The organism is Variovorax ureilyticus, from assembly GCF_037889935.1.
Classification (GTDB): domain Bacteria; phylum Pseudomonadota; class Gammaproteobacteria; order Burkholderiales; family Burkholderiaceae_C; genus Variovorax; species Variovorax ureilyticus.
Window position 1 is genome coordinate 602,980 of the sequence record NZ_JBBKZU010000002.1, and the last position, 26,482, is coordinate 629,461.

General features: G+C 66.2%; 24 protein-coding genes. 9 read left to right on the top strand and 15 right to left on the bottom strand.

Annotation, left to right across the window (positions count from 1 at the left end; translation table 11 throughout):
• Positions 1-71 precede the first annotated feature (71 nt).
• Both WKW77_RS07250 and WKW77_RS07255 read right to left on the bottom strand, forming a co-directional pair.
• On the bottom strand, positions 72-713 hold the full coding sequence (locus tag WKW77_RS07250; RefSeq protein ID WP_340356168.1) for a glutathione S-transferase family protein: 642 nt from the start codon (positions 711-713) through the stop codon (positions 72-74).
• A gap of 66 nt (positions 714-779) precedes the next feature.
• Positions 780-1,790 carry a zinc-dependent alcohol dehydrogenase family protein gene (locus WKW77_RS07255; protein WP_340356169.1) on the bottom strand — a complete coding sequence of 337 codons (1,011 nt, stop codon included), beginning with the start codon at positions 1,788-1,790 and terminating at the stop codon, positions 780-782.
• A 110-nt stretch (positions 1,791-1,900) separates the two neighbouring features.
• On the opposite strand from WKW77_RS07255, the gene WKW77_RS07260 reads away from it, so the two are divergent.
• The 5 genes from WKW77_RS07260 to WKW77_RS07280 all read left to right on the top strand — a co-directional run bounded on the left by WKW77_RS07260 (position 1,901) and on the right by WKW77_RS07280 (position 8,489).
• Positions 1,901-2,800 carry a LysR family transcriptional regulator gene (locus tag WKW77_RS07260; RefSeq protein ID WP_340356206.1) on the top strand — a complete coding sequence of 300 codons (900 nt, stop codon included), beginning with the start codon at positions 1,901-1,903 and terminating at the stop codon, positions 2,798-2,800.
• Positions 2,801-2,896: 96 nt separating this feature from the next.
• Complete coding sequence (locus tag WKW77_RS07265) at positions 2,897-4,537, top strand: PEP-utilizing enzyme (RefSeq protein ID WP_340356170.1); 1,641 nt, start codon at positions 2,897-2,899, stop codon at positions 4,535-4,537.
• Positions 4,534-5,790, top strand: coding sequence for a PEP/pyruvate-binding domain-containing protein (locus WKW77_RS07270; protein WP_340356171.1), 1,257 nt, complete (start codon positions 4,534-4,536; stop codon positions 5,788-5,790). Before WKW77_RS07265 ends, WKW77_RS07270 begins: the two co-directional genes overlap by 4 nt.
• Before the next feature lie 133 nt (positions 5,791-5,923).
• Complete coding sequence (locus WKW77_RS07275) at positions 5,924-7,237, top strand: adenylate/guanylate cyclase domain-containing protein (RefSeq protein ID WP_340356172.1); 1,314 nt, start codon at positions 5,924-5,926, stop codon at positions 7,235-7,237.
• A 439-nt stretch (positions 7,238-7,676) separates the two neighbouring features.
• Positions 7,677-8,489, top strand: a complete 813-nt coding sequence (locus tag WKW77_RS07280) for a helix-turn-helix domain-containing protein (protein WP_340356173.1) — start codon at positions 7,677-7,679, stop codon at positions 8,487-8,489.
• Here WKW77_RS07280 and WKW77_RS07285 read toward each other — a convergent pair.
• The 3 genes from WKW77_RS07285 to nac all read right to left on the bottom strand — a co-directional run bounded on the left by WKW77_RS07285 (position 8,477) and on the right by nac (position 11,728).
• On the bottom strand, positions 8,477-9,763 hold the full coding sequence (locus WKW77_RS07285; protein ID WP_340356174.1) for a cytochrome-c peroxidase: 1,287 nt from the start codon (positions 9,761-9,763) through the stop codon (positions 8,477-8,479). The genes WKW77_RS07280 and WKW77_RS07285 overlap by 13 nt on opposite strands.
• An 8-nt stretch (positions 9,764-9,771) precedes the next feature.
• On the bottom strand, positions 9,772-10,599 hold the full coding sequence (locus WKW77_RS07290) for a DUF3703 domain-containing protein (protein WP_340356175.1): 828 nt from the start codon (positions 10,597-10,599) through the stop codon (positions 9,772-9,774).
• 223 nt (positions 10,600-10,822) lie between these two features.
• A complete protein-coding gene (nac, locus tag WKW77_RS07295; protein WP_340356207.1) occupies positions 10,823-11,728 on the bottom strand; it encodes a nitrogen assimilation transcriptional regulator NAC in 906 nt (301 codons plus the stop codon).
• A 125-nt stretch (positions 11,729-11,853) separates the two neighbouring features.
• Here nac and WKW77_RS07300 point away from each other — a divergent pair, with 125 nt between their 5' ends.
• Complete coding sequence (locus tag WKW77_RS07300; RefSeq protein ID WP_340356176.1) at positions 11,854-12,822, top strand: LysR substrate-binding domain-containing protein; 969 nt, start codon at positions 11,854-11,856, stop codon at positions 12,820-12,822.
• 3 nt (positions 12,823-12,825) lie between these two features.
• Here WKW77_RS07300 and WKW77_RS07305 read toward each other — a convergent pair whose 3' ends face one another.
• The 10 genes from WKW77_RS07305 to WKW77_RS07350 form a co-directional block, all read right to left on the bottom strand.
• A complete protein-coding gene (locus WKW77_RS07305; RefSeq protein WP_340356177.1) occupies positions 12,826-13,545 on the bottom strand; it encodes an HpcH/HpaI aldolase family protein in 720 nt (239 codons plus the stop codon).
• A gap of 11 nt (positions 13,546-13,556) precedes the next feature.
• Positions 13,557-14,363 carry an SDR family oxidoreductase gene (locus WKW77_RS07310; RefSeq protein ID WP_340356178.1) on the bottom strand — a complete coding sequence of 269 codons (807 nt, stop codon included), beginning with the start codon at positions 14,361-14,363 and terminating at the stop codon, positions 13,557-13,559.
• On the bottom strand, positions 14,360-16,054 hold the full coding sequence (locus tag WKW77_RS07315) for a hydantoinase B/oxoprolinase family protein (RefSeq protein ID WP_340356179.1): 1,695 nt from the start codon (positions 16,052-16,054) through the stop codon (positions 14,360-14,362). Before WKW77_RS07315 ends, WKW77_RS07310 begins: the two co-directional genes overlap by 4 nt.
• Positions 16,055-16,063: 9 nt before the next feature.
• Positions 16,064-18,151, bottom strand: coding sequence for a hydantoinase/oxoprolinase family protein (locus WKW77_RS07320; RefSeq protein ID WP_340356180.1), 2,088 nt, complete (start codon positions 18,149-18,151; stop codon positions 16,064-16,066).
• A 33-nt stretch (positions 18,152-18,184) separates the two neighbouring features.
• The gene (locus WKW77_RS07325) at positions 18,185-18,928 is read right to left on the bottom strand and encodes a branched-chain amino acid ABC transporter ATP-binding protein (RefSeq protein ID WP_340356181.1); all 744 of its coding nucleotides are present in this window, start codon (positions 18,926-18,928) and stop codon (positions 18,185-18,187) included.
• Between the two features lies 1 nt (position 18,929).
• Positions 18,930-19,700 (bottom strand): ABC transporter ATP-binding protein, encoded by a 771-nt coding sequence (locus tag WKW77_RS07330; protein WP_340356182.1) that lies wholly within the window; start codon positions 19,698-19,700, stop codon positions 18,930-18,932.
• Positions 19,690-20,718 carry a branched-chain amino acid ABC transporter permease gene (locus tag WKW77_RS07335; protein WP_340356183.1) on the bottom strand — a complete coding sequence of 343 codons (1,029 nt, stop codon included), beginning with the start codon at positions 20,716-20,718 and terminating at the stop codon, positions 19,690-19,692. The genes WKW77_RS07330 and WKW77_RS07335 overlap by 11 nt, the downstream gene beginning before the upstream one ends.
• A 26-nt stretch (positions 20,719-20,744) precedes the next feature.
• On the bottom strand, positions 20,745-21,617 hold the full coding sequence (locus WKW77_RS07340; protein ID WP_340356184.1) for a branched-chain amino acid ABC transporter permease: 873 nt from the start codon (positions 21,615-21,617) through the stop codon (positions 20,745-20,747).
• Positions 21,618-21,650: 33 nt separating this feature from the next.
• On the bottom strand, positions 21,651-22,850 hold the full coding sequence (locus tag WKW77_RS07345; RefSeq protein ID WP_340356185.1) for an ABC transporter substrate-binding protein: 1,200 nt from the start codon (positions 22,848-22,850) through the stop codon (positions 21,651-21,653).
• Between the two features lie 138 nt (positions 22,851-22,988).
• Positions 22,989-24,197: an aspartate transaminase gene (locus WKW77_RS07350; protein ID WP_340356186.1), complete on the bottom strand. Its 1,209-nt coding sequence runs from the start codon at positions 24,195-24,197 to the stop codon at positions 22,989-22,991.
• A gap of 201 nt (positions 24,198-24,398) precedes the next feature.
• On the opposite strand from WKW77_RS07350, the gene WKW77_RS07355 reads away from it, so the two are divergent.
• From WKW77_RS07355 to WKW77_RS07365, 3 genes are all read left to right on the top strand, one after another.
• Positions 24,399-25,397 carry a 2-hydroxyacid dehydrogenase gene (locus WKW77_RS07355; protein WP_340356187.1) on the top strand — a complete coding sequence of 333 codons (999 nt, stop codon included), beginning with the start codon at positions 24,399-24,401 and terminating at the stop codon, positions 25,395-25,397.
• 3 nt (positions 25,398-25,400) lie between these two features.
• On the top strand, positions 25,401-25,916 hold the full coding sequence (locus WKW77_RS07360) for a gluconokinase (RefSeq protein ID WP_340356188.1): 516 nt from the start codon (positions 25,401-25,403) through the stop codon (positions 25,914-25,916).
• Positions 25,916-26,482: SDR family NAD(P)-dependent oxidoreductase (locus tag WKW77_RS07365; protein WP_340356189.1), on the top strand; the 567-nt coding region annotated here is incomplete at its 3' end. The genes WKW77_RS07360 and WKW77_RS07365, both read left to right, overlap by 1 nt.

Genomic DNA, 26,482 nt, shown 5'->3' on the forward strand with positions numbered 1-26,482 from the left:
TGTCGCTCAACGCAGCGTCAGCGCCGTGAGTCGCCCTCTGCGATGGCGGCGGCGCCCCGGCAGCCTGCCCGTCAGGGGGCAGTGTTGATCGCCAGTTGCGCGGCGAATGCCCGCTGGTAGGCGGGCCGCGCTTCGCCGCGAGCGACATAGGCGGCCAGCCCGGGAAACTCGTTCAGCAAGCCCGACGGTCTCAGCCGAAGCAGCACGGAAACCATCAGCAGGTCGCCCGCGCTGAAACCGCCGTCCAGCCAGTCACCATCTCCCAGGCGTACCGCCAGTTGGTTCAGACGGGCGCGCAGCCGGTCCGCCACGAGGGGCAGCCGCTCGGCGGTCCACGGCCTGTCACCTTCGAACAGCCTGGCGGTGACGAGTTCGAGGATTGGAGGCTCGACGGTATTGAGCGCTGCGAACATCCACGTCACGGCGCGCGCCCTTGCGTTGGCATCGGCGGGCAACAGGCTCGGATGGTGCTCGGCGATGTGCAGCACGATGGCGCCGGTCTCGAACAGCACGAGGTCACCTTCCTCGTAGGTGGGTATCTGGCCGAAGGGATGCAGCGCCAGATGTGCGGCCTCCTTCATCGCTTGAAAGGACACCAGGCGCACCTCGTAGGGCAGGCCGGCTTCCTCCAGCGCCCAGCGGACGCGCGTGTCCCGTGCCAGACCCTGGCCACCGTCGGGCGACCGTTCAAAGGCGGTGATGGTGATGGTCATCTTGAGCGTCCTGTTCACGTACGGCAGGCAAAGCTTCTCGGACGGCGCGGCGCCTGCGCACGCCACTCAGGCGACGTCGACAACGACCCTACCAAATGCCTGACCGCCGGTCACGCGGGCGTGCGCGTCACCGGCCTGACCGAGCGTGAATCTCTGAGTGTCCATGAGGGGGCGAAGCTGACCCGCATCGACCAGTTTGGCGACCTGGGCCAGGATTTCTCCGTGGTGGGCGCGGCCCTTGCCACTGAGCATCGGCATCAACGTGAAGACGCCGGAATAGGTGGCCCCGCGGAAAGACAGCGGCGCCAGCGAGTGGGTGCCCCAACCCAGAGCGCTCACAACGTGGCCGGTGTACCGGCGTACAGAAACGAATGACGCATCGAGCGTGGCGCCGCCCACGGTGTCGTACACGACATCGAATCCCTCGTCCGCAGTGTGCTCGAGAACATAGTCCGCAGGGGTCGAGGCCGCGTAATCGATGGGCGTCGCGCCATACGAACGGACGACGTCGAACTGCGAGGGCTTTGCAGTCGCGTAGACGTCGGCGCCAGATGCGCGAGCAATTTGTATCGCCACGTGCCCGACTCCACCCGCTCCGCCATGGACGAGGACCTTGTGACCCGTACCGGCGCGTGCGCGGTCGATCAAGCCTTCCCAGGCGGTGATGGAGACCAGCGGGAGTGCGGCGGACTCCCGCATGGACAAGCTCTTCGGCTTGTGCGCGAGGAGGTCCGCGTCTACCGCAGCGTACTCGGCCAAGGTTCCTTGCAGGCCGCCCACGCCGCCGACCAGACCGTAAACCTCATCGCCGACCTGGAAACGAGTGGCGCCCTCGCCCACCTGGACAACAACCCCTGCCATGTCCATTCCAAGAACCGCCGGCAGGGGGTGCTGTGCATGCGCCGCGACTCCGGCGCGAATCTTGGTGTCGAGCGGGTTGACGCCGCTGGCGGCGATACGCACAAGAACATGCCCCGGAGCAACTGCCGGAATCGGACGGTCGAGGACTTCGAACGGACCGTCGATCTCGCGAACAACGGCGGCTTGCATCGTGGCGGGCACACGGGAGGTGAGCATGGGAACGTCCTTTGGAGATGAATGTGAACTCAGGACTTCAGTTTGTGGTATTCACCATTGCATGTAAATTCACAAAATTGAACTTCCTCCATTCAACATTGAATACATTTATGGACTGGAGCGATGTCCGCATCTTTCTGGCGATAGCCCGCTCGGGCTCGCTGAGTGGCGCGGCGCAGCGTTTGGGGATGTCACAGCCAACGATGGGACGTCGCATACGAGCCCTGGAAGACTCGACCGGTCAGAGGCTGTTCCAACGCGGGCGCGAGGGCTTTCAACTCACCGATGAGGGCGCGTCGGTGCTATTGCACGCCGAGCGAATGGAAGAAGAGGCGCTTGCCATCGAGCGACAACTTGCCGGACGAGGCGCCGAGCTCCAGGGCCTTCTTCGGGTGTCGTCTTCCGACTGGTTTGGACTGCATGTCCTGTCGCCGGTAGTCGCCCGATTCGTTGCGCTCCACCCGGCAGTGCGCGTCGACCTCATCACGGATTCGCGCTTTCTCGACCTTGCCCGACGGGAGGCGGACCTGGTGTTTCGCATTCGGCCCTCGGAGAGCCCTGAGGTCGTGCAGCGTCAGCTGATGCACATGACCTATGCGCTGTACGGTCCGGCCGGGATGCCCGCGCCGAAGGTAGGCGACGGCGCAGGCAGCAGGCTCATCACGCTGGATGCGACATTCGAGGATCTTCCGGATGTGCACTGGTTGCAAAACATGTTTCCTGCAGCGACCTTCGCGATTGGCAGCAACAATCGCGACGTGCAGGCTCGCACGTGTGCCTTGGGGGCAGGTTTTGCCGTGTTGCCAACTTTGCTGGGAGACCAATTTCCCGGTATCGAGAGACACGACGTCCACCCGCGCCCCCCGGGAAGGGACGTTTGGTTCGCCTATCACCAGGACCTGCGTGGACTGGCACGGCTACGCGCATTCTTGGACCTGGTCATCGACTGCCTCGGCGAGGGCACCAGTCCAACGTCGAGCGGCCCCCTACCGGCCGGACACGAAGGATGACCGGCGCGCAGCGCGCAAGCGACGCTGCGGGAGTATCCTTTCCGAGTCTGCGGCCTGGTCGCAGGCACGGGCCGATCCTCACGAGGAGATAGCACCATGACAGCGCACGACCTGAGCATCAAACTGCCGATCGAGCCGCCCGGGCCCGGGCCGTGGAAACAGGACGGCGTGCACTTCCCGCGGCCTCTGACGCGCTACTTCCAGGAGATGCACCCAGGCCCTTTCCGCGCCGGCACGCAAGCCTTTGCGCGCTACTACGGCATGCTCATCGACGGCCTGCAGATGGCCTACGTGCAGGGCTTCGGCTACAACCAGGTGGTGCCGGCACCGGAATCCGAGATGCCCGAACGCTTCCAGCGCGCCGAGCAGGTCTATGCGCAGAAGCTCTGGCGCGAGCAGCTGCGTGAATGGGACGACCAGTGCAAGCCCGCGGCAATCGCGATGCACCGCGAGCTGCAACTCGTCGACGCGGACGCGCTCTCCGACGCCGAACTGGTGGACTATCTGCGGCGCTGCCGCGACCATCACGCGGCGATGATCACGCAGCACATGCGCTTCACCGGTGCCGCGGTGCTGCCGGTGGGCGACTTCCTCGCCCATGCGGGCGCCTGGACCGAGTTGCCCCCGTCGGAGTTGCTGGGCCTGATGCGCGGTTCGGCCGAGGTCTCGTCCGGCGGATCCGACGAGATGGCGCGCCTGAAGGGCGCCTTCGCCACGGACACGGCGGCACGCACGCTACTTGCCAGCGACGGCGACCCGGTGCAGCTGCTCGAACGTCTGCGCACGCTCGGCGGCGAAGCCGGCGCGGCGGTGCGCGGCTATCTCGACCTGGTCGGTCACCGGCTGATCGACGGCTTCGACATCGCCGAGCCCACGGCATTGGAACTGCCCGACGCGCTGCTCCGCTCGCTTCGCATCGCGTTGCTGGGCGAAGCCGCGGTCGCGTCGGACCTGGACGTGCGCGTCGCCGAGGCACGTGCCCGCATGCCCGTCGCGCACCAGGCGCAGTTCGATGAACTGCTGGGCGAGGCCCGCTTGATGTACCGGCTGCGCGACGAGCGCGGTGTCTACAGCGACATCTGGGCCTCTGGCCTGATGCGGCGCGCGGCGCTGGCGGCCGGCCGGCGAGTATCGGCGCGCGGCCGCATCGCCACCCCTCTGCACATGCTGGACGCCGGCACGGACGAGATGTGCGCGCTGGTTGCCGCCAGTGGCGGCCCCATGGCCGAGGAGCTGGCACAGCGCGCCGCCTACCGCGCGGCGCACACCGCCAAGGACGTGCCGCCGTTCCTGGGCCCGCCGCCTCCGCCCCCGCCGGACCTGGCGGCGCTGCCGCCGCCTATGGCTCGCCTGATGCGCGCGACCTTCATTGCGCTGGACCATTTGTTCGGCAGCTCCCAGGCCACCAACGAAGACAAGATGCTCTACGGTCTGGCCGCCAGCAAGGGGGTCTATGAGGGCCCGGCGCGGCGCGTCTCGGGCCCGTCGGAATTCGGCCGCATCCAGCAGGGCGACGTGCTCGTCACCGAATCGACGACCGAGGCCTTCAACATCCTGCTGCCGCTGCTGGGTGGCATCGTCACGGACAACGGTGGCTTGCTGTCGCATGCGGCGATCGTCGCGCGCGAATACGGCATACCCGGCGTGGTCGGCACACGCGAGGCCACCGAACGCATCAGCGACGGCATGCGCCTGCGCGTCGACGGGGATGCCGGCGAGGTCACGGTACTCGGGTGAAGCAGCACGTCGTCCCTTTTGCGAAGGCGCGCGACGCTGCGCTCTTCGGCTCCAAGGCGGTGGGCCTCGGCAATGCCGTGCATCACGGCCTGGCGGTGCCGGCAGGCGTGGCGCTGTCGGGCGACCTGGTCGAGGCCGTCGCCGGCGGCGACGAGAAGGCCATCGAGAGGCTTGCAGCGGCAATTGCCGACCTGCCGGCGCCGTTCGCCGTGCGCTCCTCGGCCGTCGATGAAGACGGCGCTGCAGCCAGCTTTGCCGGCCAGCACCTGTCGGTGCTCAATGTGCACACGCCCGCCGACGTGCCCGGCGCAGTGCGCGAGGTGTGGTGGTCGGCCAATTCGGATTCGGCCATCACCTACCGCCAGAAGGTGGGGCTGTTCACCAAGCCGAGTGTCGGCGTGGTGGTGCAGACGCTGCTCAATCCCGACGTGGCCGGGGTCATGTTCACCGAGCACCCGGTCACCGGCGCTGACGAGCGTCTGATCGAGGCCAGCTGGGGCCTGGGCGAAGCGGTGGTTGCCGGCCTCGTGGTGCCCGACCACTTCCGCCTCGATCGCGCCGGCCAGGTGCTGGAACGCAAGCCCGGACGCAAGCGCATCGCCGTGCGTTCGCTCCCCAACGGCGGGACCTTCGAAGAACAGGTGCCGGCGGCGCAGGTGACGCAGTTGTGCCTGGACGATGCGCGGCTGGCGTCGCTCGCCAGCCTCGCGCTGCAGTGCGAGAAGGCCTACGGCCCGCGCCGCGACATCGAATGGGCAATGCAGGACGGCACGTTGTACCTGCTGCAATGCCGCGCCGTGACCACCGGCCAGTCGCGCAGCGAGGCTCCATTGCCCGGCCCACCGCCGCGCGACCCGGTGGCCGCTCTGCAGCGCGTGCGCTTCTTCGCCGACCTGGACCGGCGCCAGACCGAGCAGATCGCGCGGCTTCTGAAGCAGCGCCATTTCGCCCAGGGCGAGACCGTCATCCGCGAGGGCTCGGGCGCGGCTGCGTTCTTCATCATCGACTCGGGCGAGGCCGCGGTGTCGAGCAAGGGCGTGGCGATCAACACGCTGGGCCCGGGCGATCATTTCGGAGAGATCGCGCTGATCGACGGCGGGCCGCGCTCGGCCACCGTCGTCGCCACCACCGAACTGGTGTGCTACGGCCTGACCTTCTGGGAGTTCCGCCCGCTGATCGAACGCAACGGAGCCATCGCCTGGAAGCTGTTGCAGGCGCTGGCAAAGAGGCTGCGCGTGGCCGAACAGGGCTGAGCCCAGGCAGGCATCTTCCGCTTCCGTGCTGTCGAGCCTAGACTCGCGTCGGGCGCTCTGCGCGCCCTCGATCAGCATCATGACCCCAGGGGCCTCGTGATCGCCCTGGCTTGGTTGGAGTGCCCAGCCTCATATGACGACCATCGTGTACGTGGGCGAAGACAAGGCGATACCGGTCGCCGATTCCGCCATGACCATCCTCGACGTGTCGATCGCGCACAAGATCCCGCACGTGCGGGCGTGCGGGGGGCACGGGCGCTGCACGACTTGCCGCGTCCGCATCCGTGACGGGATTCAGAACGTCTCGGCGCGCACACCGCGCGAGATCGAGGTGGCCAGCGCGCTTCGCTGGGATGGGTTCACGCGCCTGGCGTGTCAGACGCGCATCAGCGGGGACGTGAGCCTCGAACGGCTGATCAGGAGCCACGCGGACGTGTCGTGCCTGCAGGTGGAAGAAGCGTCGGTCGCGCCGTCGCAGGAGCGAACGCTCGCCATCCTGTTCAGCGACATCCGCGACTTCACGCCTTTGGTCGAAGCGCACCTCGCCTTCGACGTGGTGCATATCCTCAATCGCTTCTTCAAGGCGGTCGGCGACGCGATTCTGATCAACAACGGGGTCATCTATCAGTACGTCGGCGACCAGATCGTCGGGCTGTTCGGTGTTGGCGGCGATCCGCCCGAGAAGAGTTGTCTCGACACGATTCGAGCCGGCCTGGGCATGCTCGCTGCGCTGGACGATCTCAATGCGCAGCTGTCCGCCGAATTCGGAACGACGCTCCAGATCGGCGTCGGGGCGCATTTTGGCCCGCTCATCGTCGGCATGATGGGGCATCCGGATCACAGGCAGTTCGCGGTCGTCGGTGATGCGATCAACATCGCCAGCCGCATCCAGGATGCGAACAAGACGCTGGGTACGAGGTTCCTGATGTCGGAGGTGCTGTTCAATCAGGTTCCGCAGGCGCCCGTGACGGTGCGCAAGGCACAGGCCGTACTGAAGGGCAGGCGCAGCGCGTTCCAACTCGTCGAAGTCATCGGCTTCGCCGCGCCGGACTCCGTCTTGCTGGTCCAGTCGACGATCGGCGTTCTCCTGCAACATCAGAAGCGCTTTACGCAGGATCTCTATCGACGTCTGTTTGAGCTGGCCCCTGCGGCGGAAGGACTTTTCCGTGGCGACATGGACAGCCAGGGCCAGATGCTGGCTCACATGATGCAATTTCTCGTGCACGCGATGAGTCGCCCCGAGATCATGGCACTCGGCCTGCGAGATCTCGGACGGCGACACGAGGGCTACGGGGTCGCGGCCGGGTACTACCCGGCCTTTCGGCAGGCGTTTCTCGAGTCGGCACGTGAGATCCTCGATGAGAGGCACACAGCGCAGGTCGAGAAAGCCTGGGCGGACACCATCGACATGATCATCGAATCGATGCGAGGGCCTGTCGTGGCCTGAAGCCTCGGTGAGATCCCAGGCAAGGCCGCCCCGGCGGTCACTCCGCACGCGCCAGCCCGCTACGGATGCCCGCCATGACATTGGTTCCCAGCAGCGCCGTGGGAGCGCAGTCGCAACTTGGGCAGTTGCAAGTGACACAGTCGCAGCTGCCGCAGTGGCAGGTGACGCACTCGCAGCAGGTCGGTTGCGCGGCAGCGGAGCAAGACGCGGCGGCTTGGGGGCAGGTGGCGAAAGAAGTCATTTGGAGGCTCCAGAAGGGTTGGTAAGGCTTGAATTCTTCGCGCGAAGACTGTTTGGGACTTGAACGTAGAGGCTGGATTGGCAGCCTTTTCATTCAATCCCGTGGGGCCACGGCCGAACCGGACCGGTCTGGGGGCCATCGGTCAGGACTTTCATGGCAGGCCGGTGGTCAGTAGACTGGCCGCAGAGCCGTTCGACCATGAGTGCACAGCCCGCCACCCGCTACCGAGGCGACTTCGTCGCCTGGACCGGCGTCTGCGGATTCATCGGCGAAGGTGGCGGCGCCCCCATCGAGCCGCACTCGCACTACGCCATCCAGTTGGTCCTGGGCGCGCCCGCGGGCCTGCGTGTGCAACTCGGCCGTCACGGTGAATGGCAGGCGTGTGCCGCAGCACTGGTTCCGTCCCGGGCGGTACACACCATCGACGTGAACGACTGCGACATGAGCGTGGTTCTGTTCATCGAGCCGGAGACGCCTGAGGGAAAGGCACTCGCCACTCGCCTGCAACATGGGGCCGAGCTCCTCGGCACCGACACGGTGTCGGACGGTGCAAAGCGTCTGGAAAGAGCCTGGCGGGTCGAGAAGAGCCATGAAGCGGTGCAAGCGGTGTGCATGCAGCTTGTCCGGGACCTGTCCGGAGCGGCGCCGAGGGAGCCGTCCGACCCGCGCGTCCTCGCTGCCATCGAGTACATCCGGCAGCGGGTCGACGAGAGCGTTTCGCTCCCCGACGTGGCCAAGGCGGCGAATCTCTCGCCGGAGCGCTTCCGGCACCTGTTCGTCGAGGAAACGGGCATGCCCCTGCGGACGTACGTCCTGTGGCGGCGACTCCTGCACGTGTGGACACTGCTCATGGCCGGAGAAAATCTCTCGGCCGCGGCGCACGCGGCGGGCTTCGCGGACTCCGCGCACCTGTCGCGGACGGCCCGAACGATGTTCGGGCTGCCGCCCTCTGTATTGCAGATGCGCGGCCCCTTGAGCTCGCGGGCGCGCGAGAAGCATCAATCGGCCTGAACGACGGGGCCAGTGAGCGCGCCCAGGAATGCGGCCAGGTCCTGGATGTCGGCGGCGGAAAGACGAATGGCCGGCCGGTCGGCGTGCTTCTCGCCGGGCTGCGCCAGCTCGCTGTGGCCCAGGACTGCCTTGGGCGACCTCGCATAGTGCTCCACCACCTCCTCGAGGCTGGTGAGCTGCCCGGCATGCATGTACGGCGCTCTTTCCGCGACGTTTCGCAGGCTGGGCGTGCGGAATGCTGCCAGCTGCCCAGGGTCGTTCGTGGCAAGGAACTGCAGCTCACCGCACTGGTCCGGTCTGGCGTCGCTGTACCGGCTCAGGCAGTTGAATTCGTCCTTCAGCAGTTGGCGCAACCCATCGGCGCGACCGCGGTCCGGACTCGCGGGGTCGATGGGCGGGATGCCGGTGTTGTGGAACGCGTGGTCTGTCAGCAGGGGGCCGTTGTGGCACGTGACGCACTGGCCCTTGGTGAGGAAGAGGCGCAGGCCTCGCACCTCCTGTCGCGACAGCGCTTCCTGCCCCCGCCCGTCGCCGGCGACGGTTGCTTCGGCGTAGCGGTCGAAGCGCGACTCCCCGTACGAGATGTTCCGCTCGAACGCCGCAATGGACTTGCCCATGTTGGCGAACACCCGGTTCACTGCGTCCCGGCTGCTTTCCGGCATGGCCGCCCAGGCAGCATGCTCCGACGGCGTACCGGCGGGCGAAGCGTCATCCGGGAGCTTCCCCAGGTCGGGCATCGGCCCGAAGACGGCTTGGTACCGCTCCTTGTAGTGGGCCTGAACGAGCTTGACCAGTTGCACTCGGTTTGCGCCATGCTCCGCGGCGTCCTCGAACGGGCCGAGGGCTTGCGACCAGGCGCTGTCCTTGCGACCGTCCCAGAAGAAGAAGGGCGAGTGCGCAGCACCCATGACCGGCATGGTGCGGCGCTCGCCAGTACCGAGGCCCTGGCCGAACTGGCGACTGTCCTGGAACTGCTTGTCTGCGGAATGGCAACTGGCGCAGGCCACCTGACCATTTCTGCTGAGGCGCGTGTCGTTGAAGAGCGCGCGGCCGAGCGCTGCTGCGTCCGCCCGCTGCTCATACGAGTTGGACAGGTCGACCGGCCGGGGACCGGCTTCCTTCAGCCGCATGGATGCCAGCGTTGCCGTCTCTTGCGCCGTCCAGCTGTCGCGCAACGGCGCCTTGTCCAGGGCCTGAGCCGCGACTACCGTCAACAAGCAACCGGAGAAAAGGGTTGCGGCCCCCGCGAACCAGGATGTGCTCGCCGTCGACACATGCCGTCTCACTGCCGCACCTTGGGGCTTCCGACGACCGTGTTGAAGGTCACCTTGTCCGCGCCCTGCGGGCCGTCGATGGCGAGCTTCACTTCCCACCAGCCGGTCATGCTGAACTTCATGCCGTCCAACTGATACGTGCCGTCCGCAAGCTCGCGCGTGACACGCGGCTGCGTGGGGAGGCCATGTCCGTGCTGCGGCATGCCGCCATCGACGGCGAACCTGGCCCCATGCACCGGGATGCCGTCCGGCGTGGCCAGCTTCACTTTCCAGCTGTGCATCTGGTTGATGGCAGGCATCTGGGCCGGCGGCACCAGCGCGACCTGATAGACACCGGCTGCGGACTGCTTCTCGAGCGAGACGTCGAGGTCCTTGGGCGCGGTCATGCAGCCGGCCAGCCCCAATGTGGTGAGCGCGGCGACGGCGACGCTGCCCAGGGCCGCCGACCATCTCCGGCGCGCCGTCGTTCGCTCCCGCTGCACACGGGCGGACTTGATGATCGTTCGCAGGTCCTGCGGCACAGGCATCCTGCGGAACCCGTTGACGTTCGCGCCACCGGTGTTGCCTTTCGGGACGAGTCCGAATGCAGTGAAGATCGCAGCGGTAACGATGCGCCAGGTTTGGCCGAACGCTTCGCCGGTCATGCGATTGCGCACGGCAAAGCGGAACATGCGCCAGTGCACCCGAACGTGTTCGCCGGTAGCGGGCTGGGCAAGCACATGCGCGCGCTCCAGGTGCCGGAAGGCCGTGTGGAAGTGTCCGAGCGATTCGTTCGACGCCGCGGCGTCGAGCTCTGCTTGCACGCTGGGTCTGATGTGAAGGGCGAAGGTGGTCATGGTGTGCTTCGAGCGAGTTCCGATGCACACGAATTCTTGTAGTCCGACGAGTTTTGGCCTTGAACATTTCGGCTGAACTCGCAGCCGTTTCGTTCAAGTCGGTTCGTCGGCTTGCTGGCCAACTTCAAGGCGCAGGTGGACGAGCCGTGCCCGTGTTGAGCGAATCGCCCACGAGGCCATGAACAGCGGCAGCGCGTGCGTGGCTGAGGCTTGTATGGCCCTGCTAAGCAGGCGAGCTCATGTCCTCACCGACCAGTTCCAGGAGGATGCCCCTTACCACTTGTGCCGGCTCCGACATCGGAAGGTGGTCGGACGCGCAGAGCACCAGCGGGACTTCGATAACGGGCGAAATCAACTGATGCAGTTCGGCATTCGCCGTGGCAGCCACCGCGCGGGCAACCGACGCCGGCAATATCGTTGCACCCACTCTGGAGCCGATGGCAGCAGACAGCGTGCTCGAAGACTCCATCTCGGCGACCACGCGTGGCGCCATCCGGACCGTCGCGAAGGCGCGGTCGACGTAGCGACGCAACTGGTTGCCACTGCATGGCAACAGGAGGTCCACGTCGCCAAGATCCTGGAGACTGATTTCGTCCTTGCGCAGGGACCCTGCCGGCGCGACCACGCACAGGGCTTCCTTCGTCAAGAGATCGAAGCTCAGCCCCTGCGCCGGGCCTTCACCGCCATACAGCACGGCCATGTCCATGGTCCCCTTCCGCACGGCGTCGAAGAGAGTGGTGCCGAGGTTCTCGTTGATGTGAAGCACGATCTGAGGGTGGCGACCTTGAACCACCTGCAGCAGCCGCAAGGCCAGCGTCGATGCCGCCGTGCCGGGGGCCAGTCCCACGGAGACCTGGCCGACGAGGCTTCGGCCCGCGTTCTGAACATCCGCACGGGCTTGTTCGACATGTCGCAAGATCGCTTGTGCATGCCGGTAGAGCACACGGCCAGCCTCGGTGGGCTCGACGCCTTTCTGGGTCCGGACAAGCAGCTTCTGTTTGCACTCGCCTTCCAGGGTCGCCAGTTGCTGGCTCAACGCGGGCTGCGCGACATGCAGGACATCCGATGCAAGAGTGAGGCTCTCGAGATCGACGATCTTCACGAAATACTTCAGGCGCCGCAGGTTCACAAAGGTCTCAATGGTTGCGCAAATTCTCAAGCAAGCATCAAGCCACGTCGTGACCCGGTCAATCGGGATTACGATCAATCGATGCGCTGGTTGCGCCAAGCCGATCGCCTCGCGCGAAGCCCTCCATGTCAGTGAATTTCAAGACGCTCAAGAGTTTCGTGACCGCAGTCGACGCCAAGAGTCTGTCGGCCGCGGCGCAGCAGTTGCATGTCGCTCAACCGGCTCTGAGCCAGCACATCGCTTCCCTCGAAGCGCATTTCAGACACAAGCTTCTGGTCCGCTCGAACACAGGCGTCAAGCCGACTTCCGCAGGGAGCCAGCTTTACCGGCACGCGCAGATCATTCTCAGCCACCTCGATCAGCTCGAAGGCGAACTGGCGAGCCGCAGCGAAAGCGCGAGCACCATTTCAGGTCCGGTGTCGATCGGATTGGCCACGTACAGCACTGCATCCGTGCTTTCGATGCCGTTGCTCAAGGCGGTTCGCAGTCAGTATCCCGAGATCAACCTCTTCATCAACGACAACTTCGGACTGGTACTCAGCGAGATGGTCGTGACGGGGCGCATGGACATGGCCGTCATCTACGCCGGCGCTCCGATGAAGGGCGTGACGCTCGAGCCGCTTCTTTCCGAAGAGCTATTCCTCGTCGCGCCGGCCAGCATGGCGTTGCCGGACTCGCACGACGGGACCATCGCCCTACGCGATCTGGCCAGGATCGACCTGCTGCTCCCGAGCCGGATGCATCTGCTCCGGCGCCTGATCGATGAAGCGTTCTCTTCGGCCGGGATCACGCCGAACATACGCGCGGAGATCGAGTCATCGGAGACGCTTCGCCAGGCCATCGAGGCCAATGTGGGGGCCACCATCCTGCCCGCGGCGCTGGCCAATTTCGCCTGGCCCGGCACTGCACCGAAGATACGGAAGATCGTCGAGCCCAGCATCCGCACGACCATCTCGCTGTGTGTCCCGAATCACGTACCCATGTCGGAACAGGCCAAGGTCGTGCTCGACATCCTGCACGCCCAGATCGATCAGCTTTTCACCGACCCCCCGCATGCGGGAATCAGCGCCCCGGGCGGCGAGCCGTCGACCTGACGGTCAAGACAGCGCTTCGACCACGCCCCTCGACGAAAGCTCGCGCATTGCCGCTACCCCATCGGTCACGAAGGGGTCGGCATGGTAGTAGAGCAGCTGGGCACCCTGTGAAACCAGATGCCGGACGTCGTGCCGAACGACCAGCGTTCCCGCGAACTTTCCTGCGGCACGGATGCGCCGCAAGGTCTCGTCGACCAGGTCGAGCACAGGCTGCGGACGCCTCGCGCCAGCAGCGACATTGGGTGAATAGCCCATGGACTGCGACAGATCTCCGGGCCCGACGAAGAACACGTCGATGCCCTCGACAGCGAGGATCTCATCGAGATTGCGCACGGCTTCCACGGACTCGACCATGCCGACGAGCAATCGCGTCTGATGGTCATCGGGACACGCATAGCGGAAGGTATGGACCACCTGCCTCGCGATGTCGGCCGTGTGGATCAAGGGAACCATCACGCCATCTGCGCCGGCATTGAGACAGCGGGTGATGGTCGAGCGCTCCTGGTTCTGCGGGCGGACGATGCCGTAGCCCCCGGCATAGCGAGCGGCCTTGACCATGTGATGGATGTTCTCGAAGCTGGCCAGGCCGTGCTCGCAGTCGATGAAGACCGAATCGGCACCCGATCGAACCAGCTTCTCGCACAAGGTCGGCGAGACGTGGTTGGGGTTGACCATCAGCACCGAGTCGCCGCGGGCCAGTCGTTGATGAAGAGTCGTGGTCATGGTCGTTCCGTTCAAGGTTTCCCCGGCGTGCCTTCCGGCGCGCCGAGCCAGCGGCTGATCTCGACATCCGGGCCCTGGTCGCGTGCCAGCGTCGGGCTGATGACGAGTTGTTCGATGGTGGTGCCCTGCGGCAGCGTGCACGCCAGCACGATCGCGCGCGCGACATCGTCGGGTGCGACCATGGCGGCGCGCTCTTCCTCGCTCGGAGGTCGAACGCGCGTATCCATGATCGGCGTGTTCACCTCACCCGGGAGAATGGTGGTCGAGCGGATGTTGTTGTTGCGGAAGGTCGCGTGCATGAAGCCCATGAGGTTGGCCACAGCCGCCTTCGCCGCCCCGTAAGGCGCGCCGCCCAGCAGATTGGGCCGCACCGCCGCCAGCGACGACACGGTGACGATCGTTCCGGCACCCGCCGACAGCATCCCGGGCAGTACGGCCTGGATCAGCACGTAGACGGCGGTGAGGTTGACCGAGATCGCCGATTCCCAGTCGTCCGGCTCGATCCATCGGATGTTGCGCACCCGGCTGGTGAGCCCGGCGTTGTTGACCAGGATGCCAACGGCTCCCACCTCGGCCTCGATCCATCGAACCAGGTCCTGGAGTTGTTCGCGGCTCTGCAAATCGGCTTGCCGTGCCCACGCCTGGCCACCCTCGTTGCGGATCTGCGATACGACCGCCTCCAGCGGCTCCATCCTTCGCCCCATCACCACGACACGCGCACCTTCGGCGGCAAGCATGATGGCCGTGGAGCGGCCGATGCCGGAACCACCGCCGGTGACCAGGGCCACCTGCCCTTCGAGTGCCTTCGCGCGGGTCACGCGACCACCTTCGCAGGCCGGGGCACGGACAGGGGCCTGGGTTCGTACCCGTAGTCATCGCGCGCACCCTCAGGGGTGACGAGGCCCTGCTTGAGGTCGTCCTCCACCAGGTCGCGGGCCCGCGACTTCGCGTCGCCCCATCCGCCGCCGCCGGGCAGTTCGATCGTCAGGCGTTCGCCGGGGGCCAGCACCAGACGGCCTTTCGGGAAGACGGGTTGGCCGTCGTGCAGCACGGCGCCATTGCGTCCGGCCTGCCCGCCCAGCACGCCGAGGCAGGGATATTTCACGTGCTCGGTGCTGAGATAGATGTTCATCTCGCGATCCGACAGGTTGCGGATGATGCCGCGCTGACCCAGTCCACCACGGAACTTGCCAGGACCGCCGGAATCCGGGATCAGTTCCTTGCACTCGGTGAGGACCGGCACCGCCAGCTCGTACATCTCGATCGGCGTCACGCGGCAGTTCGAGGGAAAGCTCAGCGTGTCGAGTCCATCCATCGACGAGCGCCCGCCCTGGCCACCGTGGAAGTTCTGCGCACTGCCGTAGGCGGTTCCGTCAGAGCGCTTGCCCTGGCAATTGATTCCCCAGATCGGCGCACCGCCGCTGTCGCCCATGGCCCCTTCGGGCACCACGTTCTGAAGCGCCTTGAAGATCAGGCTCGGGATGCAGTGGCCGACGAGGTTTCGCGCGGCGCCTGCGGCATGCGGCTTGGGATTGAGGATGGAACCGGCCGGCGCCGAATCCGTGAGCGGAACCATGCAGCCCTCGTTGTTGGGCGTATCGGGGTCGAGCAGGCACTTGAGCGCATAGACGCTGTGCGCCACGCGATAGTGCGGCACGACGTTGATGCCGCGCGCCACCTCGGGTGAAGTGCCGGTGTAGTCGACGTGAATGGAGTCCTCCCGCACCTCGACGTTCACGCACAGCTTCACCTCCGACTCGAAGCCGTCGATGGTCATGTCGGCCTTGTAGCTGCCCTTGGGCCAGGCCGCGATCGCCTTGCGCATGTGCCGCTCGGAGCGGCTGAAGATCGCATCGCCCAGGGCATCGCAATCGTCGAGCCCGTACTCGTCCATGAAGCGGCTGAACTCGCGGCTCATCACTTCGTTGGCGGCGACCATGCTCTGGATGTCGCCGCGCACTTCGTTGGGCAGACGAACACTGGCCTCGATCACCGAGAACACGTCCGCGTTGGGCTTGCCGGCCTTGAAGAGCTTGAGCATCGGGATCCGGATGCCCTCTTCGAACATGTCCGTCGAATCGGGCGACTGCGGCCGCCCGCCGATGTCGGGCAGGTGCGCGATGCTCCCGGCGTAGGCAACGATCTTTCCATTGCGGAAGATCGGTGTGAGCATGACCATGTCCGGCAGGTGACCCGTGCCGATCATCGGGTCGTTGGTGGCCAGCACGTCGCCCGGCTCCAGGGACTCCGGCGGGAAGGCCTTCAGGAAGTAGTTCTGTGCGGCCATCGGCAGCGTCGTGATGAAGACCGGGATCGACCAGGTGCACTGCGCCAGCGCCCTGCCCTTGGCATCCAGCAGCACGTTCACGTAGTCGTGGTTCTCGCGCACGATCGGCGAGAACGCGGTACGCCCCAGAGCGGTGTCGGCTTGATCGGCAATGAAGACGAGCCGGTCCCACATCACTTGCAGCGTGATCGGATCGTCGAAGTCGGCTTTCAGGAGAGACATGGCGGGCCTTCAGTTCAAGAGCATGATGAGGTTGTGACGTTCGTCGAGCGAGGCGGAGGCGTTCGGCCCCATCACCACGGTCGATTCGCGCTGTTCGATGATGGCCGGGCCTTCGACGGAAACGCCGGGAACCAGCGCGTAGTGGTCGTACACCGGGGTGTCCACGTACTTGCCCAGCTCCGAGAAGAAGACCGGCCGTGTTCCCTTGCGCGGGTCGCGCACCGCGCCCGCTTCGCCGCGCAGTGCCGCCAGCGAGACCGAATGCTTCGGACCGCTCGCGCGGATGCGCCACGTGATCACCTCGGCATCCGTTCCGCTGACGGCGCGGCCGTAGAGCGCCACGTAGTTGGCATGGAAACGATCCATGAGCTCCTTGACGAAGCCGGGATCGGCCGGGTCGAGTTCCGGAAGCGGGACCGATATCTCATAGCCCTGCCCCACGTGGCGCATGTCCACGGTGTAGGAGAAGCGGATCTGGTCCGCCGGCACCTTGCTGGCCAGGACGACTTCGCGCCCCTGCTCGGCCAGATTCGCCTTGACGACGTTCACGGCGCTTGGATTCCATGCCGAAACCCGCATCGGCAGGCTGGTGGAAAGGTCCGCCGCCACCGGTGCACCAAGAAGCCCGATGGCCGACGTGACACCGGCGCCGATCGGGCAGATCACCTTGCGGATGCCGAGCTTGCGCGCCACGCCGTAGGCATGCACCGGACCCGCGCCGCCGAAGGCGATGAGCGGCAGCGCGCGCGGATCGACGCCGCTGTCGGTCGCCTGCATCGAGGCCGCCTCGGCCATGCTCTCGTTGACCATGTCGTGCACGCCCCAGGCGCAGCGTTCCTTGCTGATGCCGAGCTCCTTGGCGAGGCGCTCCATCGCAGCTTCGGCGCCGGGCTTGTCGAGCGCGAAGTCGCCGCCGAGAAACGACTTCTCATTGAGATAGCCCAGCAGCAGGTCCGCATCCGTCACCGTGGGCTCGGTGCCGCCGCGGCCGTAGCAGGCCGGGCCGGGCGCGGCCGCCGCACTGCGTGGGCCGACGCTGAGAAGACCGAGCTTGTTGCGCGCCGCGATGCTGCCGCCGCCCGCGCCGATCTCGATCATGTGGATGGACTGGATCTTGAGCGGGAAGCCGCTGCCCTTGCGGAAGCGTTCGTGCCGTGCGACCTCCAGGTCGTTCGCCACCATCGGCTCGCCGTTCGGGATGAGGCACAGCTTGGCGGTGGTCCCGCCCATGTCGAAGGACAGGACGCTTTCTTCCCCGGACTGGCGTGCGTAGTCGGCCGCCGCGACCGCGCCCGCCGCAGGGCCGGATTCGATCATCCGCACGGGCGTGCGCGATGCCGAGGAACTGGGCACGACGCCGCCGCTGGACGTCATCCACAGCAACTGTCCGTCGACACCGCGCTGCGACAGCTCGCGCTCCAGGTGATTCACGTGCCCGACCATCATCGGCCGCGTATAGGCATTGACCACGGTCGTCGACGCGCGGTCGTACTCGCGAACCTCGGGGCAGACGGCGGACGACAGCGAGACGGAGATCTTCGGCGCGACTTCCGCGATGAGTTCCGCCACGCGCCGCTCGTGCTGCGGGTACTTGTAGGCATGGAGCAGGCACACGGCCACCGACTCGACGCCGCGTTCGAGCAAGGAGCGGGCAACGGTCCGCACGCCGTCCTCGTCGAGCGCCTTGATCACGGTGCCGTCGGCCGCGATGCGCTCCTCGACGCCGAAGCAGAGATCGCGCGTCACCAGCGGGTCGGGGTACTTGATGCGCAGGTCGTAGAGGTCATAGCGGCCTTCGGTGCGAATGCGCAGCATGTCCTGGAAACCGTCCGTGGTGATGAATGCCGTGGGGACGCCGCGGCGTTCGAGCACCGCGTTGGTCACGACGGTCGTCGCGCCGAGGATCTGCAACTGGCCCGCGCCCGAGCCCTTGCCGTTCTTCTCGCGCACCTTGGCCAGGAGCTCGTCCACCCCCTGCAGCACCGCTCGCGCGGGCGCGTCCGGTGTGCTCAGCACCTTGTGCAGAAGAATCGTTCCGTCGTCATCGGTCATCGCAAAGTCGGTGAACGTGCCGCCCGTGTCAAATGCCAGCTTCATGCTTTTCAGCTCCTTGGTGTTCGGTTGATGGGTTCAGGCCGGTTGCGCGTCGGAGGCGCGCCGACCCGTCATGAAGAGTTCGCCCAGGTCCGCGCTGCTCAGTTCGCCGACGGGGCTGTCCCAGATCACCTTGCCCAGGCGCAGCACGACCGCGCGCTCGGCCGCCTCCATCGCCTTGCGGGTGTTCTGTTCGACCAGCAGAACCGTGCGGCCGCCCTTGTGCAGGCGCTTGAGTTCGTTGAAGACCAGCGTGATCGCCTGCGGCGAGAGGCCGACCGAGGGCTCGTCCACCAGCAGGATCTCGGGCCGCCGCAGCACGGCCATGGCCATCTCCAGCAACTGCTGTTCGCCGCCGGACATGTTCCCGGCCAGTTCGTTGCGGCGCTTGCGCAGGATCGGAAAGAGGTCGTAGACGTATTCGCGCTCGCCCTTCAGGTCACCATCCCGGATCGTGTAGGCCGCCATCTCGAGGTTCTCGTCGATGGTCATGAGCTGGAAGTTGCACCGGCCCTGCGGCACGTAGGCGATGCCGTGGCCCAGCATGGCCTGCGGCCTGAGCCCGGCGATGTCCTTGCCCTTCCAGCGGATCGCGCCGCCCTTGTGCGTGGTCATGCCGAAGAGCGACTTCAGGAGCGTGGACTTGCCCGCACCGTTGGGCCCCAGCAGCGTGACGAATTCGCCATGCCGGATCTTCAGGTTCACGCCATGCAGGATGTCCAGGTGGCCATAGCCGGCGCGCAGGTTGTCGATCTCGAGTTCCATGTGGGTATCCGCCATGTCAGCCTCCAAGGTAGGCCTCGACGACCTCCGGGTTGCGCACCACCGCTTCGGGCGTGTCGTCCGCCAGCTTGGTCCCCTGGTGCAGGACCACGACGCGGTGACTCAGGTTCATGAGCACGTCGGTGTTGTGCTCGATCACGACGAAGGTGACGCCGAGCACGCGGTTCGCATGCTCGATGCACTGGATCACCTTCTCGATCAGGATGGGGTTGATGCCGGCGAGCGGCTCGTCGAGCAGGATCAGTTCCGGCTCCGGCATCAGCATCGACGCGAACTGCAGCAGCTTCTGCTGGCCGCCGGACATGTTGCCGGCAGGCAGGTGCGCCACGCGCGAGAGACCCGAGACCTCGATCAGTTCGCGCGCCCGTTCACGCAGCGCCTTCACGCGCCGCTGCGCGGCAGGACCGACCCAGAAGGTCGAAAGAACGCTCGGGAACCGCGACATCTGCCCCGCGAGAACGAGGTTCTCTTCAGAATCCAGTGTCGGGAACACGACCGTCTTCTGGAAGCTGCGGAGGAACCGGCCTTCCCGCGCAATCCGGTTCATCGGCCAGGTGGTGATGTCCACGCCCTTCAGCAGCACGCGACCGGCATCGCTCTTCTGAAGGCCGGTGCAGCAATCGAAGAGCGTCGACTTGCCCGAGCCGTTGGGGCCGATGAGTCCCATCACCTCGCCGCGGCGGACGTCGATGTCCACCCCTTGCAGCGCGGCCACGGCGCCGTAGTTCTTGCGCAGGCCTTCGATGCGCAGCATGACGTCAGGCTGCATGTCGCTTCTCCTTGCCCTCGTGGCCGAGGCGTGCGAGGCGCTCGGCGGCGCGCTGGAAGAGCGGCGCGAGACCCTGCGGGAACAGGAACACCAGGCCGAGCAGCACGAAGCCGTAGATGATCATCCGAAGCTCCGGCGTGATCCGCAGCGCCTCGGAGACCGCCACGAAGATGAAGCTGCCGATGATCGCGCCCGGAATCCGTCCGACGCCCCCGCCCAGCACGATGATCAGGATCGTGTTGGAGTAGTAGGACTGGAACACGAGCGGGCTCACCACCGTCGAGAAGTGCGCGTAGAGGCTGCCTCCGAGGCCGGCGAACACGGCGCTCAACATGAACACGATGAGCTTGTAGGTCCAGGTCGGCACGCCCAGCGATTCGGCCAGCGTCTCGTTGTCGCGGATCGCCACCATGCACCGGCCCGCCGGCGAGCGGATCAGCGCCACGAAGAGCGCCACCGCCAGCGCGGCGAGCGCGAGCACCAGGTAGAAGTACTCCGGCGCCTTGACGACCGTGAACACCGTGTCGCCGAAGCCGAGCCTGGGGCGGGCGATGCCGGACAGGCCCATGTCGCCACGGGTGAAGTCGACCCAGTTCTTCGACACCATCTGGGCGATCACGACCATGCCCAGGGTACACATCACGAACGAGGTGTCGCGCAGCCGCAGCGCCGGGATGCCCAGCGGCAGGGCGACCAGCCCGGCGAACAATCCCGCCACGAGGAAGTTCACCAGGAAGGGCGTGCCGAAGTGGATGGACATCAACGCCGATGCGTAGGCGCCGAGTCCGAAGAACACGCCCTGTGCGAGCGACAGCATGCCGGTGTAGCCGAGGATCAGGTTCAACCCCAGCGCCGGCAGCAGGAAGATCATCGCCAGCACCATGGCGTGCAGGTAGTAGTCGCCCAGAAAGAGCGGCGTGGCGAGAAGAGCGGCGAGCGCGAGGGCGGAGACGCTCCAGTTCACCTTCGCGACCCTTGCGGCCGGAAGAAGCGGTGCGTCCAGCGTGGTGGATGACATGAGGACTTGCTCCAGACGATGGGTTTTCAGAATCGCGCCTTGCTGCTGAAGAGGCCGTGCGGCCGGAACATCAGCATCAGGAGCAGCACGACGAAGCCGACGGAGTCGCGGTACTGCAGCCCGATGAAGCTGGCGACCAGGCTTTCGACGACGCCGAGCAGGCAGCCGGCGATGAGCGTGCCGCGCACGTTGCCCATGCCGCCCATCACGATCACGGCGAAGGTCTTGAGGGTGATCGACTCGCCCATGCCGCCGTAGATGCTGACGTTGATGGGTCCGGTCAGGATGCCCGACAGAGCGGCGATCGCCACGCCGATCAGGAAGGTGCGGCGCACCACCTGTTCGACGTCGATGCCGTTGACCTGGCAGCACTCGATGTTCTGCGACACCGCCCGGATCGACCGGCCCAGCCGCGTGCTCCGCACCATCCACTCGAGCCCTGCGAACACGGCCAGCGTGACCACGACCAGGATCACGCGCTGTTGCGACATGCCGAAGTCGCCCAACTCGATCGGCTCGATCCAGCCGCCGGAGAACACCTTGTAGCCGCCGCCGAACGCGAGGATCACGACGTTCTGCAGGATGAGCGACAGGCCCAGCGTGGCGAGCACGCCGGCCTGGAACGGCTGCCCGATCAATCGCTGCATCACGCTGCGCCCGATCAGCACCGCGATCAGCGACACGATGACGACGCCCGCGATGATGGCGATGCTGTAGTCGGCGGCGAACTGGCTCATCACGAACCAGGCCGCGAACGTGCCCAGCATGTAGTACTCGCCATGGGCGAAGTTGATCGCCCGGAGGACGCCGAAGATCATCGTCATGCCGGCGGCGACCAGGGCGTACATGGACCCCGTGATGATGCCGTTGACGATCTGTTCGAGGATGAATGAACTCACGATGCCCTCGTCTGGCTGGCTTTCGTCCGCGCCTCAGTTGGCGGCGTAGTCCACTTTGGTGGTGATCATTCCCTTGATCGCCGGCTTGCCGTCGGTGATCTCGAGCAGGACCATCGGCAGCACGGCCTGGTTGTGGTCGTCGAAGGTCACCTGGCCCATGGGGCTTTCGTACTTGATCTTCGCGAGCGCATCGCGGATGTCCTGCCCCTTCAGGCTGTTCGCGTTCCTGATGGCCTGCGCCACGAGCATCAGCGTGTCGTAGTGCGTATAGGCATGGTTGTTGGGCATCTCGCCGCCATAGGCCTTCTTGTAGTCCTCGACGAACTTCAGGCTGCGCGGCGCCGGGACCTCGGGCAGCCACGCTGCGGCTTCGACGGCGCCGTTCATGACCTTGGGGGCAGCGGCGATGGTGTCCTTGGTGTTGAACTCGCCGTTGCCGACCAGCGCGACCTTGCCGGCAAGGCCGAGTTCGAGCATCTGCCGCGCAATGATCGGCGTGGTGTCGGCCTGCCCGTAGAGGATGATGGCCTGCGCGCCCGAGCGGCGGATCTTGCTCAGCACCGACCGGAAGTCGGTTTCGGAGTCCTTGTAGTAGTCCTCGCTCAGGATTTCCGCGCCTTCGTACTTCGGCAGATAGCGCTTGGTGAACTTGATCGCGCCGCGGCCGTAGTCGCTGTCGACCGACAGCACCGCGAACTTCTTGTAGCCCTTCGTCCTGGCCGCGTACTGGAGCACCGTGGCGGCGCGCACCTCGTCGGTCGGGTAGTTCCGGAAGGTCCACTTGAAGCCGCCGACGCCCGACTTGTAGGTGATGTCGGGATTGGACGAAGCCGCGTTCACCAGCAGCACCTTGGACTCCTCCGCCAGTGGCTGCATCGCGAGCGTCACCGAGCTGCAGACGTCGCCGATGATGACCGGCGTCTTCTCCAGGCTGATCATGCGCTGCGTGGCCGCGACACCCTCGGCCGGCACGCACTGGCTGTCGCCCGACACGAGCTGGATCTGCTTGCCCAGCACGCCGCCCGCCGCATTGATTTCCTTGACCGCCAGCTGGGCGCCCTTGTTGGCGAAGGCGCCATAGCGCGCATTGGGCCCGCTCATCGGACTGATGATTCCGATCTTGTAGCTGTCCGTGCCTTGCGCAAGCGCCGGCGTGAACGTACAGAAGGCTCCAAGCGCGGCGATCACCAGGGCTGCGGTGCGGGCGCGCATCTTCGTGGGGTGGCTGTTCATCGCTGATCTCCGAACATGAAATGAGTTGAAGAAATGATAGGAATCGCCGTCAGGCGGGGCCAATATGAAATTCGCCTTCGGGCATCACGGTTCTTGATAGGCGGGCTCGCGAACGGCGCCGTGCGACAGGGGCGCGCTTCAGCGCAGCTCTGCCACGGCCTTGGCGATGCGCCGGCAGCCTTCCTCGATCTGCTCGACACTGGTCGCCGTCGACATGCGGAAGTACGGAGAAACGCCGTAGGCGGTGCCCGCGAGGACCATGACGCCACCCGCCTCGAGCAGGTGGATCACCACATCGTTGTCGGTCTCCAGAACCTTGCCGGCAGGCGTGCGCTTGCCGATCAGGCCGCCGCAATGCGGATAGAGGTAGAAGGCGCCGCCCGGCGATCTGGCGCGGATGCCCGGGATCTCGTTGAGCATCCGGACGGCGGTGTCGCGGCGACGGCGGTAAAGCGCCACCCAGTCCGGCAGGAAGCTGGCTTCGGTGTTGAGCGCCACGACCGCCGCAGCCTGGCTCACGGAGCAGACCCCGCTCGTGGACTGGGACTGAAGCATGTCCAGGGCCGCGATGATGTCCTTCGGACCGGCGGCATAGCCGATCCGCCAGCCCGTCATCGCATAGGTCTTCGACACGCCGTTGACCACGAGGGTGCGGTCGCGCAGCGACGGCTCCACGACCAGCAGGTGCTGCGGCGCAGCAGCGTCGAAGCGGATGTGCTCGTAGATGTCGTCGAGCAGGACCATCACCTGTGGATGCCGCAGCAGCACGTCGGCCAGCGCGCGCAGCTGCCCGGTCGTGTAGGTGGTGCCCGTCGGATTGGTGGGCGAATTGAGCACCAGCCAGCGCGTCGCCGGCGTGATCGCCGCTTCGAGCGCCTCGGGCGTCAGCCGGAAATCATCCTCTTCCCGGCACGCGACCGTGACCGGCGCGCCGTCGCAGGCGAGCACCATGTCCGGATACGAGACCCAGTAGGGCGCCGGCACGATCACCTCGTGGCCCTGCTCCACGGTGACCGACAGCGCATTGAACAGCGCGTGCTTCGCGCCGCAGGTCACGATGATCTCTCCCGGGTCATAGCGCAAGCCGTTCTCGCGTGCGAGCTTCGCGGCGATGGCTTGTCGCAATTCGAGCGTCCCGGCCACCGGGGTGTAGCGGGTCTCGCCCCGCTCGATGGCATCGCAGCCGGCCTGCCGGATGTGCGCCGGCGTGTCGAAATCGGGCTCGCCGATCGCCAGGTTGACGATGTCGCGGCCCTCGCGGCGCAGGACGGCGAATCGGTCGGCGGCGGCGCTGCTCGGAGACGGCTTGATCCGCCGAATTCGCGTCGAGATACGGGACAGGCTCACGGATGCTTCCTTTCTGATGTCAACGGTTGGAAGTTAGGCCCAAGCCCGAACCAAGGCAAAGACGGCATCGCTCTAGGGGTGCCGCATTTCGTTATGGCCGCAGACATAAGGGTTTCCGATGACCGTAGATCGATCTCGTCTTGGTCGAGTCGGCCACCTTGAATACCTTCTGCATGAACAGCAAAGCAAGCAGGAGACTTCATGCGCCCTTCCGTCCTGGCGACCCGCGCCACCTTTCCAGACATCGCCGACCGGCTGCGCCAGCATTTCGACGTCGAGGACAACCCGTCGGACACGATCTGGCCCAGGGATGAATTGATCCGTCGACTTCAGGGAAAACACGGGGTGATGAGCACCGGCAGCGAGCGCATCGACGCTGCCCTGCTCGACGCCTGCCCGTCGCTCAAGGCGGTCTGCAACGTCGGCGTCGGCTACAACAACATCGACGTCGCGGCCTGCACCGCGCGCGGCGTGCTCGTGACCAACACGCCCGATGTCCTGACCGAAACCACCGCGGACTTCGGCTTCGCCCTGATGATGGCGACCGCCCGCCGCATCGGGGAATCCGAACGATTCCTGCGGGGTGGCGGCTGGACGAAGACCGGCATCTACGACATGTTCGCCGGCGGCGACGTGTATGGCGCGACGCTCGGGATCCTCGGCATGGGCCGCATCGGGCAGGCGATCGCGCGCCGGGGCGCAGGCGGCTTCGGCATGAAGGTGATCTATCACAACCGTTCGCGGCTGTCGCAGGCGCTCGAAGCCGGGTGCGGCGCGCGCTACGTCGACAAGCAGGCACTGCTCGGCGAAGCCGACCACCTCGTGCTGGTGCTGCCCTACTCTGCCTCTTCGCATCACGCGATTGGCGCGGCCGAGCTGTCGCTGATGAAGCGCACCGCCACGCTGACCAACATCGCGCGCGGCGGCATCGTGGACGATGCGGCACTCGCCCGGGCGCTGCGCGACCGCACCATCGCCGCCGCCGGACTCGACGTGTTCGAGGGCGAGCCGGACGTTCATCCGGACCTGCTCACGGTGCCGAACGTGGTGCTCACGCCGCACATCGGGAGCGCCTCGGTGCGCACCCGCCATGCGATGGCGGCGCTCACGGCGGACAACCTGATCGCGGCGCTCGGCTTCGGCCCTTCCGCCGGCAAGCCGCTCACTCCCGTCAACCCCGAAGTCCTGAACGCTCGTTGATCCATGACTCCCAAGATCCTGGTCATGGGGGTGTCCGGCTGCGGAAAGTCCACCGTCGCGGCCCACCTGGCCTCTGCACTGAAATGCCCGCTGATCGAAGGAGATGATTTCCATCTCCCCCAAAGCAAGCTCAAGATGCGTCGCGGCATTCCCCTGGACGACGAGGACCGCTGGCCCTGGCTGGATCGACTCGGCAGGCTGTTGGCCATGCCCGGCGAGACCGCTGTGCTGACCTGCTCCTCCCTCAAGCGCGCCTACCGCGACAGACTGCGGATGGCGGTGCCGGGGCTCAAGGTCGTCTTCATCGAGATCTCGCCGGAGGAAGCACGCGAGCGCGTGGCTTCGCGGTTCGACCATCTCTTCCCGGCCAGCCTCGTGACCAGCCAGTTCGCGGCGCTGGAGTCTCCCATCGGTGAACCCGATGTGCTGCGCGTCGAGGCCACCGCTGCGATCGAGCAACAGGTCCAGGACATCCGCGACTGGCTCGGTCAGTCCACGTTTGCAACTTCTTCCCCTTGATGGAGAGCGCATTGAACTCCGTTCTGAAAGCCTTCGACCTCACCGGTCGCACCGCCCTCGTCACCGGCTCCAGCGCCGGCATCGGCTACGCCATCGCGCGGGGGCTGGCCGGCGCCGGGGCGCGCGTGATCCTCAATGCGCGCTCGGCCGACAAGCTGGAGCGCGCCGCCGCGCAACTTCGAGAGGAAGGCGCGACGGTGTTCACCTCGGCCTTCGACGTGAGCGCGGGCGATGCGGTGAACGCGGCCGTCGACCGCATCGAGGCCAAGGTCGGCCCGATCGACATCCTGGTCAACAACGCCGGCATGCAGCGCCGCGCCCCGCTCGAGCAGTTCGAGGAAGCGCACTGGCACGAACTGATGAAGACCAACCTGGACAGCGTCTTCCTCGTCGGCAAGGCCGTGGCGCGCCACATGATCGGGCGCCAGCAGGGCAAGATCATCAACATCTGCTCGGTGCAGAGCGAACTCGGCCGCCCCGGCATCGCGCCCTACACCGCGAGCAAGGGCGCGGTGAAGATGCTGACCAAGGGCATGGCGATCGACTGGGGCCCGCACGGGCTGCAG

Bases quoted from the DNA above. Each gene is read 5' to 3' on its own strand.
- WKW77_RS07250 (WP_340356168.1), bottom strand. From the start codon at position 713: ATGACCATCACCATCACCGCCTTTGAACGGTCGCCCGACGGTGGCCAG.
- WKW77_RS07255 (WP_340356169.1), bottom strand. From the start codon at position 1,790: ATGCTCACCTCCCGTGTGCCCGCCACGATGCAAGCCGCCGTTGTTCGC.
- WKW77_RS07260 (WP_340356206.1), top strand. From the start codon at position 1,901: ATGGACTGGAGCGATGTCCGCATCTTTCTGGCGATAGCCCGCTCGGGC.
- WKW77_RS07265 (WP_340356170.1), top strand. From the start codon at position 2,897: ATGACAGCGCACGACCTGAGCATCAAACTGCCGATCGAGCCGCCCGGG.
- WKW77_RS07275 (WP_340356172.1), top strand. From the start codon at position 5,924: ATGACGACCATCGTGTACGTGGGCGAAGACAAGGCGATACCGGTCGCC.
- WKW77_RS07280 (WP_340356173.1), top strand. From the start codon at position 7,677: ATGAGTGCACAGCCCGCCACCCGCTACCGAGGCGACTTCGTCGCCTGG.
- WKW77_RS07290 (WP_340356175.1), bottom strand. From the start codon at position 10,599: ATGACCACCTTCGCCCTTCACATCAGACCCAGCGTGCAAGCAGAGCTC.
- WKW77_RS07300 (WP_340356176.1), top strand. From the start codon at position 11,854: ATGTCAGTGAATTTCAAGACGCTCAAGAGTTTCGTGACCGCAGTCGAC.
- WKW77_RS07305 (WP_340356177.1), bottom strand. From the start codon at position 13,545: ATGACCACGACTCTTCATCAACGACTGGCCCGCGGCGACTCGGTGCTG.
- WKW77_RS07315 (WP_340356179.1), bottom strand. From the start codon at position 16,054: ATGTCTCTCCTGAAAGCCGACTTCGACGATCCGATCACGCTGCAAGTG.
- WKW77_RS07320 (WP_340356180.1), bottom strand. From the start codon at position 18,151: ATGAAGCTGGCATTTGACACGGGCGGCACGTTCACCGACTTTGCGATG.
- WKW77_RS07325 (WP_340356181.1), bottom strand. From the start codon at position 18,928: ATGGCGGATACCCACATGGAACTCGAGATCGACAACCTGCGCGCCGGC.
- WKW77_RS07330 (WP_340356182.1), bottom strand. From the start codon at position 19,700: ATGCAGCCTGACGTCATGCTGCGCATCGAAGGCCTGCGCAAGAACTAC.
- WKW77_RS07335 (WP_340356183.1), bottom strand. From the start codon at position 20,718: ATGTCATCCACCACGCTGGACGCACCGCTTCTTCCGGCCGCAAGGGTC.
- WKW77_RS07345 (WP_340356185.1), bottom strand. From the start codon at position 22,850: ATGAACAGCCACCCCACGAAGATGCGCGCCCGCACCGCAGCCCTGGTG.
- WKW77_RS07355 (WP_340356187.1), top strand. From the start codon at position 24,399: ATGCGCCCTTCCGTCCTGGCGACCCGCGCCACCTTTCCAGACATCGCC.
- WKW77_RS07360 (WP_340356188.1), top strand. From the start codon at position 25,401: ATGACTCCCAAGATCCTGGTCATGGGGGTGTCCGGCTGCGGAAAGTCC.